Annotated in this window: 13 protein-coding genes; 11 read left to right on the top strand and 2 right to left on the bottom strand. The window is 37.4% G+C overall.

Annotation, left to right across the window (positions count from 1 at the left end; genetic code table 11):
- Positions 1–26 precede the first annotated feature (26 nt).
- From galM to ACPEH5_RS19535, 3 genes are all read left to right on the top strand, one after another.
- Positions 27–1,067: a galactose-1-epimerase gene (galM, locus tag ACPEH5_RS19545; RefSeq protein WP_166687083.1), complete on the top strand. Its 1,041-nt coding sequence runs from the start codon at positions 27–29 to the stop codon at positions 1,065–1,067.
- A gap of 163 nt (positions 1,068–1,230) precedes the next feature.
- Positions 1,231–2,235, top strand: coding sequence for a substrate-binding domain-containing protein (locus ACPEH5_RS19540; protein WP_042844978.1), 1,005 nt, complete (start codon positions 1,231–1,233; stop codon positions 2,233–2,235).
- 286 nt (positions 2,236–2,521) lie between these two features.
- Entirely contained in the window at positions 2,522–4,153 is a 1,632-nt protein-coding gene (locus ACPEH5_RS19535; RefSeq protein WP_042844975.1) for a sodium/sugar symporter, read from the top strand.
- A gap of 124 nt (positions 4,154–4,277) precedes the next feature.
- Here ACPEH5_RS19535 and ACPEH5_RS19530 read toward each other — a convergent pair whose 3' ends face one another.
- Entirely contained in the window at positions 4,278–5,192 is a 915-nt protein-coding gene (locus tag ACPEH5_RS19530) for a LysR family transcriptional regulator (RefSeq protein ID WP_042844974.1), read from the bottom strand.
- Positions 5,193–5,271: 79 nt separating this feature from the next.
- Here ACPEH5_RS19530 and ACPEH5_RS19525 point away from each other — a divergent pair, with 79 nt between their 5' ends.
- From ACPEH5_RS19525 to ACPEH5_RS19510, 4 genes are read left to right on the top strand one after another with little or no spacing between them, the layout of a single operon-like run.
- Positions 5,272–6,150 carry an HARLDQ motif MBL-fold protein gene (locus ACPEH5_RS19525; protein WP_129466191.1) on the top strand — a complete coding sequence of 293 codons (879 nt, stop codon included), beginning with the start codon at positions 5,272–5,274 and terminating at the stop codon, positions 6,148–6,150.
- Positions 6,151–6,174: 24 nt separating this feature from the next.
- A complete protein-coding gene (locus ACPEH5_RS19520) occupies positions 6,175–6,963 on the top strand; it encodes a MipA/OmpV family protein (RefSeq protein ID WP_129466190.1) in 789 nt (262 codons plus the stop codon).
- An 11-nt stretch (positions 6,964–6,974) separates the two neighbouring features.
- Complete coding sequence (locus tag ACPEH5_RS19515) at positions 6,975–7,211, top strand: hypothetical protein (protein ID WP_042844971.1); 237 nt, start codon at positions 6,975–6,977, stop codon at positions 7,209–7,211.
- A gap of 42 nt (positions 7,212–7,253) precedes the next feature.
- Complete coding sequence (locus ACPEH5_RS19510) at positions 7,254–7,640, top strand: hypothetical protein (RefSeq protein ID WP_042844968.1); 387 nt, start codon at positions 7,254–7,256, stop codon at positions 7,638–7,640.
- 957 nt (positions 7,641–8,597) lie between these two features.
- Here ACPEH5_RS19510 and ACPEH5_RS19505 read toward each other — a convergent pair.
- On the bottom strand, positions 8,598–9,350 hold the full coding sequence (locus tag ACPEH5_RS19505; RefSeq protein ID WP_071548264.1) for a LexA family transcriptional regulator: 753 nt from the start codon (positions 9,348–9,350) through the stop codon (positions 8,598–8,600).
- A 460-nt stretch (positions 9,351–9,810) separates the two neighbouring features.
- On the opposite strand from ACPEH5_RS19505, the gene ACPEH5_RS19500 reads away from it, so the two are divergent.
- The 4 genes from ACPEH5_RS19500 to ACPEH5_RS19485 all read left to right on the top strand — a co-directional run bounded on the left by ACPEH5_RS19500 (position 9,811) and on the right by ACPEH5_RS19485 (position 12,405).
- On the top strand, positions 9,811–9,981 hold the full coding sequence (locus ACPEH5_RS19500; RefSeq protein ID WP_164975505.1) for a hypothetical protein: 171 nt from the start codon (positions 9,811–9,813) through the stop codon (positions 9,979–9,981).
- A 390-nt stretch (positions 9,982–10,371) separates the two neighbouring features.
- Positions 10,372–10,833, top strand: a complete 462-nt coding sequence (locus ACPEH5_RS19495) for a DUF1367 family protein (RefSeq protein ID WP_129466188.1) — start codon at positions 10,372–10,374, stop codon at positions 10,831–10,833.
- An 11-nt stretch (positions 10,834–10,844) separates the two neighbouring features.
- A complete protein-coding gene (locus ACPEH5_RS19490) occupies positions 10,845–11,648 on the top strand; it encodes an antitermination protein (RefSeq protein ID WP_166687085.1) in 804 nt (267 codons plus the stop codon).
- A 250-nt stretch (positions 11,649–11,898) separates the two neighbouring features.
- A complete protein-coding gene (locus tag ACPEH5_RS19485; RefSeq protein WP_042844959.1) occupies positions 11,899–12,405 on the top strand; it encodes a hypothetical protein in 507 nt (168 codons plus the stop codon).
- Positions 12,406–12,567: the final 162 nt, after the last annotated feature.

The raw sequence follows: 12,567 nt of genomic DNA, 5'->3' as shown, positions 1-12,567 counted from the left end.
TAGAACCTGACAAATTGAGGGAAAAAATGCAATTTACTCACGAGCAACGTCTTGCGTTACAAGCCGCTAAAATTATTGAGCTAACCAATCAAAATGGTATGAAAATTACTTTGACGAACCTGGGGGCAAGCTGGATGAGCTGTATCTTACCCTTAGCAAGTGGTCAGCGTGATGTTATTTTAGGTTCGCCAAATATTGCGCAGCAGATGCAGCAGACGGTTTATTTAGGGGCTACAGTGGGCCGTGTTGCCAACCGAATCGCGAACGCACAATTTTCGATTGATGGTGAAAATTATAAAGTGTCTAGTAATCAAGGAATGCATTGTTTACATGGGGGGGAAGATAATTTCAGTTATCGGGTTTGGGCTATTTCACAGCGTCATGCTCAACAGGTGGTGTTTACTCTGATTTCCCCTCATGGTGACCAAGGCTTTCCCGGTGAGTTGCGAGTTGATACGAGTTATGAATTAACAGATGAAAATCAGGTCATTATTCGTTATCAGTACCAAACATCGGCTACTTGCCCTGTGAACTTGACTAACCATACCTACTTTAACCTTGCTGGGGAAAATACGGAAAAAACGTTATTTGAGCACGAGCTTAAAATCCACAGTAACGATTATGTACCGACAGACAAAGACGGGGTGCCAACAGGGGCGTGGCGCGGTGTTACTGGCAGCTATTTTGATTTTCGCCAAGGAAAGCCAATTGGCCGTGGTTTTTTACAAGATGAAGACCAAATAATGGTTGGGGGATATGACCATACGTTTATCCTTGATAGCACTCGTATTGATGGGAAGCAAACGGTCGCTTCACTTCGTGCACCTGCGGGGGATGTTCAGATGAATATTTCAACAACCATGCCAGCAATGCAATTATATACAGGGAATTATTTGACTTCTGTCGCGGGAAAAACAAAGGAATATACCCCGTTTTCTGGCGTTGCATTTGAAACTCAATTTCCACCTGATGCGGTAAACCACCCTGAATGGGGGGCTAAATACAGCCCAATTTCATACTCAAATCAACGCTATACTAGCGAAACATGCTATCAATTTATTTTTTAATGTATTATTTCGCATAATTATTAACACCGCAGTGATGCGGTGTTTTGCTATTTAGGCATGAATAATCCGTTGTTTTCATTTAAATGATTTTAATATGCGTTATGCCATTGTTTTTAATCCTAGCTCATTGTTTAATAAGCCATCCTAATTGTAGAGGTATACGATGGCGACAATCAAAGATGTAGCAAAAGAAGCCGGCGTTTCTGTTGCAACGGTTTCACGGGTGATCAACCAATCGCCGAAAGCGAGTCAAGCTTCTATTGCATCAGTAAAAAGTGCAATGAATAAGTTGGGTTACCGGCCAAATGCTGCTGCTCGTGCATTAGTGAACCAAAGTTCTAATACAATAGGTGTACTGGTTAATGATGTATCCGACCCATTTTTTGGGGTAATGGTTAAAGCCGTTGATGGCGTTGCTCATCGAAATGGCAAACATATTTTGATTTGCAATGGTTATCATAATGCCAAAGAAGAGCGCCAATCTATTGAGTTATTGATCAATAACCGCTGTGATGCATTGATTATTCATTCAAAAGCCCTTTCGGATGATGAACTGATTGGATACGCGAAAGAAGTTCCGAGTATGGTGCTGATTAATCGGCATATTGATGAAATCGCTCACCGTTGTATTTCATTAAATAACTATAAAGGGGCATATTTAGCGACTGAACATCTAATTCGTCATGGGCATACTAAAATCGCTTATATTTCTTCAAATCATCAAATTGAGGATGCGGTACAGCGCTTAATGGGCTATCGCGATGCGTTAAAAAATAATGGTATTATTCTTTCAGAAAGTTATGTCGAATATGGTGTCCCTTACGGTGAAGGCGGGGAACAAGCAATGACTAATTTGCTAACCAAGTCATTGGAGATCACCGCCGTGGTTGGCTATAACGATTTTATGGCAGCAGGGGCGATTGCCGTATTGGATGAAAATGAAATTCACTCACCAGAACAGGTTTCAGTAATTGGTTTTGATGATGTTTTGATTGCTCGGTATATTCACCCGCGTTTAACCACTGTACGTTATCCTATTCAAATGATGGCTGAAAAAGCAACTCAATTAGCCCTCTCTTTAGCTCGGGGTGAAAAAATCTTAGGGGATAGCTTAATTTACTCCCCGACCTTAGTTCAGCGCAATTCCGTTCGACCATTGCATTCTTAGTGGTAATGCCATTAGAGCCATGAATTGAGCACTCATTCACTTTTTATGTAAACGTTATCATTTATTTTTGATGGTCATCACGTATTTTAGATTTTAGCCTGCTGACTTTCAGATTCTCTCTGTTATTTATGCCCTTTATGACGCGATTTCTAGGTTTAAATCTAATGTTTAGTTAATTCAGTGAATATTCTTAAGAATATTGTGAAAATATGTGATTTAAGTAACGGTGATTATTTGTGGTAACGTTTACACTAACTTCGTTATCATTTGGCGAAGGAATTTTATTATGCAGACAGAAGGGGTTGGACTAAGCACTTTAGACTACGGGATCTTCATCCTGTACGTGCTTGTTATTATTAGTGTTGGGCTCTGGGTATCACGAGATAAAAACGGGCAAAAAAAAGGAACTAAAGATTATTTTTTGGCAGGTAAAACATTGCCTTGGTGGGCTATCGGTTCATCATTAATTGCAGCAAATATATCCGCAGAACAATTTATCGGCATGTCTGGATCAGGCTTTTCGATTGGTCTGGCAATTGCATCCTACGAATGGATGGCGGCACTTACCTTGATTATTGTCGCTAAGTATTTTATGCCTGTGTTTATTGATAAAGGTATTTATACTATTCCTGAATTTGTTGAAAAACGCTTTAATAAAACATTAAAAACCATTTTAGCGGTATTCTGGCTAGCATTATTTATCTTTGTTAACTTAACCTCAGTCCTATATTTAGGTGCGTTAGCGTTACAAACAATCCTAGGTATACCAATGAATTATGCTATTTTTGGTTTAGCATTATTTGCGGTAATTTACTCCCTCTATGGTGGCTTATCCGCAGTAGCATGGACCGATGTCGTGCAAGTATTCTTCCTGATTTTAGGTGGCTTGTTAACGACAATTATGGCAGTGAGTTATATTGGTGGGGACGCCGGTTTGTTTGCTGGAATGAGCCGTATGGCAAGCGAAGCGCCTACTCATTTTGAAATGATCCTAAGCCAAGATAACCCTCAGTTTAGTAATTTACCGGGGATAGCCGTGTTAATCGGTGGCTTATGGGTTGCCAACTTATACTATTGGGGCTTTAACCAATATATCATTCAGCGTGCATTAGCCGCTAAATCCATCAATGAAGCTCAAAAAGGGTTAGTATTTGCTGCGTTTCTAAAACTTATTGTACCGATTTTAGTTGTTGTGCCTGGTATCGCTGCTTTTGTGATAGTTTCAGACCCTGCATTGCTTGCTGGTTTGGGGACTATGGCACAAGAACATATACCGACATTAGCGCAAGCGGATAAAGCTTATCCGTGGCTAACCCAGTTCTTACCTGTAGGCGCGAAAGGGGTAGTATTCGCAGCATTAGCAGCCGCTATCGTATCGTCTTTAGCTTCTATGTTGAACTCTGTAGCGACTATCTTCACCATGGATATCTATAAGGAATATATTGCACCTGCAACAACGGACCATAAATTGGTTAATGTTGGCCGAGTCAGTGCGGTTGTTGCATTGATCATCGCCTGCTTTATTGCACCATTACTGGGTAATATTGGGCAAGCTTTCCAATATATACAGGAATATACAGGCTTAGTGAGCCCTGGGATCTTAGCGGTATTCTTGTTAGGTTTATTCTGGAAGAAAACAAATGCGAAAGGCGCGATCATCGGGGTATTATTGTCTATTCCATTTGCTTTATTCTTGAAATTAATGCCATTAGGTATGCCTTTCCTTGATCAAATGATGTACACCTTCTTCTTTACTGCTGTAGTGATCGGGTTGATTAGCCTTACAACGGCAAAAGGGGATGATTGTGATGGCGCTATTATTTTAACTTCCGAGACCTTTAAAACGTCAACAGGTTTCAATATTTCCGCTTACGTTATTATGGTTGTTTTGTGTGTTTTATACGCACTTTTCTGGTAACGCCATAGCATTATTAAACTCACCATTAAAATGATAACAAAAGGCGGGATATTCCCGCCTTACTTATTTTTACTCGCTTGGATAGCGATTTTATATACTTTTATTAACAGATGCTCTGATATCGTTATAAATTAGTCGTCTTATAATACGATTCTATTTTGGATTTAAGTGACGCAACAATTTTTTTCTTCCAAGGTTGCATTGATTTTCTGTGCATCATAAATAAATTACCAATGGCAAGGCTATCAGTAAGCTTCGTTTGGTAAATGGTATGTTTTAGTGACTGATTTTCTAGCCAAGGTTCTGGCACAATCGCTAAATATGGGCTGCTATTTATTGCTGATATCACTTGCGAATATTCTGGGCATTTAAAGCCAATAGTTCTAAATAAACCTCTTCGACGTAATTGCCTATCTAGTTCGTTGTCATCTTGGGGCCAAGGTAAACAATAGACATGTTTATAAGATACGAGTTGTTCAAGGCTTAATTCTTTAACGTGCTCTAAAGCTGGTCTTAATGGCGCTCCGTAGATAATGACTAATCGGCTAATACCTATAGTTTCAAATTTTAGCGACGATACAGGGCTTTGATCTCCACCGACAGCAAAGACTAAATCAATGGTGCCATCAAGCACTTCTTCACGCCAAGACCGCCTTTGGTATGGAATACATTCCGCGTAAAAATCTAACTTGAAAGACAGTTCTGATAAAGGAGAGGTCATAATATCCATCAATGCTGGGGGGCAGACAATTTTGAAACTTCTTGAGCCATCAATGGAATCTGTAAATAAATCATCATTCAAGGAAATAAAAAGGGGAACGAGTTTCGCTTTAAGTGTTAAAGCAAATGGGGTTGGAACTTGAAGATTATTTTCTCGTTTAAATAACGGGTCACCCAACGCTGAGCGTAGCCGACTCAATGCGTGGCTGACCGCGGAAGATGAAATACCCAGTTTAGAAGCTGCTTCCTTGGTACTTCCTGTTAAAAGTAATGCATAGAGAACTTTGAGAAGATTAAAATCAAATTGAGCTAGGTTCATTTTGTACCAATATTAATGAGCAGAATTCAATTTACTTATATTATCATCTTGTTTCGATGATAAACAAGTAACGGTATTCATGAAACAGTTAAAATTAATAGTATTGCTCTGCATGCAAGGGTTAGTCGTGCAACCTATGGCTTATGCTTCATTACATCCTGAGCAACCATTATCTGTCGCTCCACCTAAAAGTGTCTTTATGGAATGGGCAAAGCCTATTGCACCTTTCAAAATAGCCCCTCAAGTTTGGTATGTTGGAACGACAAATTTAACGTCTATATTGATCACAACAAATAAAGGTCATGTACTCATTGATGCGGGCTTAAATGAAAGCGCAGAGTTAATTCAAAGTAATATTGAAAAACTAGGGTTTAATATTAGGGATATCAAATATATTTTGAACAGCCATGCTAGGTTGGATCAGGCGGGTGGGATAGCTAAATTAAAAAAAATAAGTGGTGCAAAGGTCGTTTCGAATAAACTCAATGCTGAGCAATTGGCTTTAGGTGGAGCAGATGATTTTGCATTAGGTGATGCATTATTATTTCCTTCAGTTAAAACAGATTTACTCTTAAATGATAATGAATCATTTAGTCTTGATGGTGTAACTTTTACTATATTATTAACGCCAGGGCATTTACCGGGAAGTACGTCATGGAAGATAAAACTAAATAATAATGACACACTGATATATGCAGATAGCCTAGCAACTCCTGGCTATTATTTAATTAATAATCTGAATTATCCAGAAATTATTGAAGACCTCCAGTATAGCTATCAGGTTTTGTATGATCAAAAGGTAGATATATTTATTGCAAGTAAGGGAGATAAGTTTGACCTTATAGATAAACTTAAAGAATTAAATAATGGAAATGATAAGGCATTTTATGATGAAAATGGCCTTAAACGTTATGTTGAAAAATCCAAAATGTCTTTAATAAGCCAATTACATTTATAATCATGTAAATAAAGAGTGAAAATCATGACAGTTAAATATTTAGTCCCAATGTTGGGTGCTATTTTATGCACTAATTCTTTTGCCGATGAATTAATATTAGGTGCAGGTGTTGGAATGTCATCACCCTATGAAGGGTCTGATAAATATATTTTAATACCGGATGCGACGATCCAATACACAGTAGATACAAACAGTTTTGGTATATTTAGTTTGGGCACTAGTGGTGCAAAGTGGCAATATAGTCTGTTTGATAATTTTCATATAGGTGTTCTTGGCGCTTATATGCAAGGTCGAAAAGAGGAAATTGGTTTTTCTGGTAGTAAAAATAAAGACTTAAAGGGAATGGGAGACCTTAAAGGTGCTATAGCTGCGGGTTTTGAAGTGAGTTATAGTATAGAAGAGCATTCTATCTATATTAATTCATTGACGGCACTTGGACATAGGGATTATGGCGGGGTAGATGTTGATAATGCAACAAGGGTTGAGTTTGGGGTTAACTCGCATTTTGAATTAAATGATGACTGGTTTATTGATACCAATATATCCACAAGATACGTAAATAAAAATTATAACCAAGCTTACTTCGGCGTGACTGAAAAGCAGTCTCTTAAGACGGATTACGCTGTATATACCCCCAAAGCAGGTATTAAAGATGCAGGTATTCTAATCGGGTTGAACTATAGGTTGAGTGAGAATTTTTTCCTTAATTTAAAATCTGGAGGTTATTATCTATTTGGTGATGCGGCTGATAGCCCAATTACAAAACAAAAATATGGGCTAGTCAATATAATTGGTCTCTCATATACATTTTAAAGAACATGCAAATGAAAATAAATATTAAATATACTATATATGCATCAGTGTTTTTATTATGTGGATGTGTTGTAGGCCCAGGCTGGTATAAAGAAGGTGTAAATTATGAAGACTCTGAAAATGTCTTGGCAAAATGTAAATATGATATTGGTATTGCTTTAGTGAGTTCAAATGAAAGGCCAGAACTCATCGCTGAATGTATGAAGTCTCAAGGGTATAGATACAAAAACTATTCACATAGCTATTAAATTTAACTTTATATTCTATATTGTAATTTATGGTGCTAACTAATGGCACCTTTTTATTGGATAACTATGATTATTATTTTTAGTAAGTTTTTAAGAGAGTTAAATAGCAGCGGTTTGTTTGAAAATATAAACTATGACTTATACCCTAAGTTGGGAGTAATATATGGATGTGATAAAGAAAAAAGAGAAATAAAAATCACTCTTTCAACATTAAATGATAAAGAAAATAGGGTGACAATCACTGTGCAATCCGATGTTGATTGGAATAAACGAAAACAATTGCGTGCAGTACTTATTAATGAAAGTTTATATATAAGCCATGGCGACTTTATAGATAGGGTTACGCCTATTTTCATAAGGAATTATTTCTTTAAATTTGATATTATAGATTTTTTATCTATAGTAATTTGTCAAAATAGAAAAAGATAATAGGGTTAAGCGGTTATCAGTAGGAAAAGTATCGATATAGAAAAGAATGCTTATTTACCTTAAGTAAGGGGCTATTATCTCTCTGTGCATGTTGATAAATTTTACTTAATGTACTTGTTGCGCATCAGTGATACCCCTTATCAACCATGTTTTAGGTAACTATATATCAATGAAATGACACGGTAAGTGCGTTTTTTTATTTGGGTGGAGTAAAACTAACCTGCATAACGGCCTAATTGCAAAGGCTTTTTCTTACCTATAGGCTTTGATTATAGACAATAGGGCTATCTATTATTGTTACTATGTAATATATCGAGCCAGAAAGTTGCTCATCTATTTATGAATATCATTTAATTTTAAGGGTAACAGGTGGTATTTAACACAAGTTTATTTAGTTGATGAGGGGGAATATCTAGGGCTATAAGCAGTAATAACTGTACCATTTATCAATCTATTTTTCATTATCCTTGCTATATATCCTAACGTTTTCTAACGCAATTAAAATGTTACCCTAAACCGATGAAATTTAAAATTCACCATATAGAGCGTGGGCATAGACCGTTTAGGTTGTGCTTTTATTGCGGCTCCTTTAAAATAAAGTTGATCAGTGATTTATCATTGGTCTTGCCTCTTCTAGCGTTTGGTCGCGCTAGCAGAATACTCGGTTAGCTTTGGTCGGCGACCCGAGGTAAAGAAACCCATTTAGGTGGGTTTTTTTACGCCTATCAATCAACGCTTGTCAGCCCTAACTGGCTGGTCTTGCCTCTTACGTTAGCCTAACTCTTTTCCCTAGGTAGGCTGATTTTTAGGTTTGAACACTTATCTAAATACTTGCTGTGTTTGTATTAGTAGAAATAATATTAGCACCGATATTTTTATCATTCAATAGCATTGCTAATTACTTTAGGCGATAAAAAACCGAAAATATTAGCGATAGTATTTAATTGATTGTTTTGGTTAAGCAAAATCAACCATTTTTATTGGAAGAGACTTTATGACTTTACCTATTACGCGTAAATCATGCATCTCAGCTTCTTCAATATAAAAAGTTTCATAGGCAGGATTATCAGATTTGACCGCAAGCTTCCGGCCTTTAACTCGCTGTAATCGTTTTATGAATAGGGAGCTTTCAAAACTAAATACATAGACGCCATCCCCATCAAAAAAGTCACTGTGTGTATCAACGAAAACAACATCCCTAGGATTAATTGCCGGAGACATGCTATCGCCGCTGATATTAATCATCTCAATTCCTTTAAGACTTTTACGACCAAATAACTCAAAAATCTTTTCGGAAGAGAATTCTATTGATTTTATGGTGTCAGGGAAGTCATTATTAATAAAACCACCGGGACCTGCTTTTGCATATATATCCATTAATCTCAATGTGTTGTGATCGCTTCTAATCGATTGTTGTGGGTGAGTGGTATCTTCACTTCTATTTGTTGACCTGACGTAATCGAGTAAAATTTTTAATTCGGGGTTGATATCTTCAGGCTTAACACGAAGTAAAGCGGCAAATTTTAATGTGGTATCTGTATTTAACGCAGTACGGCCATTGAGATACTGGCTGACGGCTCCTTGCGTAGAAAAGCCAAGTGCCTCAGCTGCTTTTTCTTGAGTTAAGCTGAGAGATTCACGTTTGCTTTCCCAGATATTACGTAAATTTTGGGCTGCTATTTTGTCTGATTCTGAAATTTTTCTATTCATATCATCTATTTTATTTGTATTGCTAATATTATGCCACTAGTATTGCTATTATTTTTCGTCATTAGTACTGCTAATATTGAATCGTTAAGTAAAAAAGGAGCTAACAAATAAGATTAAATATTTACCTAAAAAATAACAGTAACTTAATCAGTCTGAATTTGCTCAAACCATTGGCGTGATACAGGGCCATATCAGCTAAGTCATCAAAGGTAACTCCATTCCAAAATGTTGTAAAGGCATTGGCAGGGCATCAAAAACAAACGGGTTATTAGACCACTTGCTTTATAACCCGAAGTGAGGTGATTTGATTTATCTTTTAATCGTTTAATACATCGCTTAAAAGTTGAAATATATGCACTTGGAAAAAAGAAAATCGCTCCCATCATATGGTTATATATTTTATAACGGATATAAGGCCGTCTTGTCATAAGGTTATTAGATGTCGTTAGTTGGAGTGAAAATGAAAAAATCGGTTTATAAAGCAAGTGGTTTATGGAACCAAGAATCTTTCATAACTCTTTTTGTCGCAACAAGCGAAAAAGATGTACTTTCAACAATCGTATTTTGGGCAAATCTTGGTGGCGCTCGAGTCGATGAGCTATCTATCGAGCGTTATTGCTCAGTGCATTAACCAAACTAAGATGAAGTGGCAGGCCAATGACAAAAAACAGTAACAGAACGTAAAGCTGAACAACGTAAGCGGCAAAAAGAATCAGGCATTACTGGCTGAGTTATTTCTTGGTAAGCAGGGGGTAAAAATGCTTCAAAGAAATTGTGCATTACGTAGAGCCAGTAGAGAGCCTTGTAAGAATGCGAATTTGATTCGAATGGATGACATACTGTGATGCTATTCGGCTCTAAACGAAACAATAGGATATCTAAGTTGTTATCATAGACGACTGTGGAATAGGTAGGTTAAACACACAAAACACTGTTTATTTAAACAGTGTTTTGTGTATAATCCATTTATTGGCTTGAACACCCAATCTAAATACTCGCTGTGTCTACTGAGAGAAAAAGTATGGCACAGTATAGCTTTATCAAAATATCTAACGGCTCTCTTGTTTCGGCTTCCCGCCCAGCAAGGGAATTCATGCACGTCAAAATCAAGTGTGGTGGTGTGCTTTCGGCTGATTTCAAGAAAGACCGCGATTCACGACGCCATCGCAACTACTCCGCAATACTCAATTTAGGGGATAAATATTGGCAGCCAATTGGCGACAATACTCCAATTGATAAATTCTTTAATGCTCTCCGTTATTGGTTAGTAGAACAATTGGGCCATTATGAAACCTTTGAAATGTCCGATGGCAGCCTACGCCGTATCACCCAATTAATCAGTTTTACCAAAATGAACGACCTAGCTTTTGGTGAACTCTACAAAGCCACCCTCGATGTACTTTGGAACTGTATTTTATTTCGTAAAATTCCCCCCCAACAGGTTGCTGAAAATGTGGCAGCTCAGTTATTAGATTTTATTTAGAGGCAAGACCAATGAAACTCGAAAATGCACTGAAAAACTTTCACCCCAAATCACTGATATTTAGCGATACTGCGAGCAGTACATCACCCGACCGTTTAACTGGAACGGACATCATAGCTGCTATGGGGATGATTGATCCTCAGGCTAAGTTTGGCATGACGGCTTTTCTCGCTAAAAATGATGTCAGCGAAGAGGATAAAATTTCTACCATAGAAGCCTTGACGCAATATGCGAAAAAACAGACCCCAAAGCTGGTAGCAAAAGCTGCAGGTAAAAAACTAGGTCATTGTTTAATCATATTGGCCAAAATCGCATTTGAGGACTACGCTCGTTCTGCAGGTTCCGTTTTCCCATGTTCAACCTGTAGCGGCAAAGGGATGATTGATAAACAAGTCACTACAACAAAATATTCAACAAGAGACGCTGTCTTTTCCTCCTTTACCAAGGACAAGCCCAAACGATATACTAATACTGAACGTGAGATCGTGGAAACTGAAAAAGTGATTTGCCAGTCATGTAAGGGAAAAGGCCAGTTAACACAGCGCTGTCGATGCAAGGGGCGGGGGAAAGTACTGGATGAAGCACAAACAGAACGACAGGGCGTCCCAGTATTCAAAGATTGCCCACGGTGTGCAGGCCTCGGTTTTAAGCGCGTTCCCTCATCTGTCGCATATAATGCAATAAAGCACTTGGTACCAGAGCTTAACGAAAGAACATGGCGCCGAAATTGGAAACCGTTTTATGAAACATTGGCCAGCAAATGTTTCATTGAGGAAAGTATTGCAGAGCAGGCGTTTAGCAAAGCGATAAAATAAACTGATCAAATAAACAGTAAAAAGCTTGCATTTTGTCCGAAGCTGGTTTATTATTTTTACACAATGGACATTCTATACCTAATTAAGTAAATCGATGTCTCATTTTACCAATTCAAAACCTCGCGATTGCGGGGTTTTTTTATATCTAAAAACCTCAACAAGTGTTGCGTTTTCTTAAGAGTAGAACCTCACTTCGGCAGGGTTTTATTTTGTGATCTTCTGTGGTTTAGCACGATAAGTGAGGTTTTAAGTGAAAGTCTGCATTATAGGCATTTCTGGCGCAGGGAAAACAACGTTAGCTAAAAAATTAGCCATTGAACTGAATGTCCCTACTTATGCGTATGATGATATATATTGGAATAAAAGGAGTGGAGAATATATTAAAAATACTCCTGAGATAATTAATTCACTTGTTTCTGCCATAAAATCGGAAAGAGATTGGATAGTTGAAGGCGCGTATGATCGTCGGATGCTCCCATTCTTTGAAGACTGCTCTTTGATTATTAGATTGAAGATCCCATATCGGATATGTGTGTTAAGAATAATAAAGCGTTACCTACTTGCAAAAATAACAAAAACAAGACATAAGGAAACGATTCTAAATACCATTGAATTACTTCGCTTTGCAAAGCGATTTGATAACCAATTAAATGTTTTTTTTGATTCAAACCCAGCTGTTATGCATAAGATAGTTGAAGTTAATAACACTAAGCAGTGTTCACTAGAAATTAAAAAACATTTAAATGAAACTTCATAATTTAAAGGGGACAGTGATGCCATTTTCTATGTTTAACCGACTAATATGTAAGGTAACCCTTACAAGTTCAGTGATCTAGTCTTGTGGATAGCTTATATTCAAGAGGTCGCCTAGTGCGGCTTTTTTGTCTATAGTAAAAAGCTAATTTCTAGTTAATTTTTT

The organism is Providencia sp. NPDC089933 (genome assembly GCF_049545585.1).
Taxonomy (GTDB): Bacteria; Pseudomonadota; Gammaproteobacteria; order Enterobacterales; family Enterobacteriaceae; genus Providencia; species Providencia huashanensis.
This window is presented reverse-complemented; position numbering and strand designations above follow the sequence as displayed.

Excerpts from the sequence above, each read along its gene's own strand:
- ACPEH5_RS19495 (WP_129466188.1), top strand. The coding sequence starts at position 10,372 with ATGGCACAGTATAGCTTTATCAAAATATCTAACGGCTCTCTTGTTTCG.
- ACPEH5_RS19535 (WP_042844975.1), top strand. The coding sequence starts at position 2,522 with ATGCAGACAGAAGGGGTTGGACTAAGCACTTTAGACTACGGGATCTTC.
- ACPEH5_RS19530 (WP_042844974.1), bottom strand. The coding sequence starts at position 5,192 with ATGAACCTAGCTCAATTTGATTTTAATCTTCTCAAAGTTCTCTATGCA.
- ACPEH5_RS19525 (WP_129466191.1), top strand. The coding sequence starts at position 5,272 with ATGAAACAGTTAAAATTAATAGTATTGCTCTGCATGCAAGGGTTAGTC.
- ACPEH5_RS19515 (WP_042844971.1), top strand. The coding sequence starts at position 6,975 with ATGAAAATAAATATTAAATATACTATATATGCATCAGTGTTTTTATTA.
- ACPEH5_RS19490 (WP_166687085.1), top strand. The coding sequence starts at position 10,845 with ATGAAACTCGAAAATGCACTGAAAAACTTTCACCCCAAATCACTGATA.
- ACPEH5_RS19520 (WP_129466190.1), top strand. The coding sequence starts at position 6,175 with ATGACAGTTAAATATTTAGTCCCAATGTTGGGTGCTATTTTATGCACT.
- ACPEH5_RS19505 (WP_071548264.1), bottom strand. The coding sequence starts at position 9,350 with ATGAATAGAAAAATTTCAGAATCAGACAAAATAGCAGCCCAAAATTTA.
- ACPEH5_RS19540 (WP_042844978.1), top strand. The coding sequence starts at position 1,231 with ATGGCGACAATCAAAGATGTAGCAAAAGAAGCCGGCGTTTCTGTTGCA.
- galM (WP_166687083.1), top strand. The coding sequence starts at position 27 with ATGCAATTTACTCACGAGCAACGTCTTGCGTTACAAGCCGCTAAAATT.
- ACPEH5_RS19500 (WP_164975505.1), top strand. The coding sequence starts at position 9,811 with ATGAAAAAATCGGTTTATAAAGCAAGTGGTTTATGGAACCAAGAATCT.
- ACPEH5_RS19510 (WP_042844968.1), top strand. The coding sequence starts at position 7,254 with ATGGCACCTTTTTATTGGATAACTATGATTATTATTTTTAGTAAGTTT.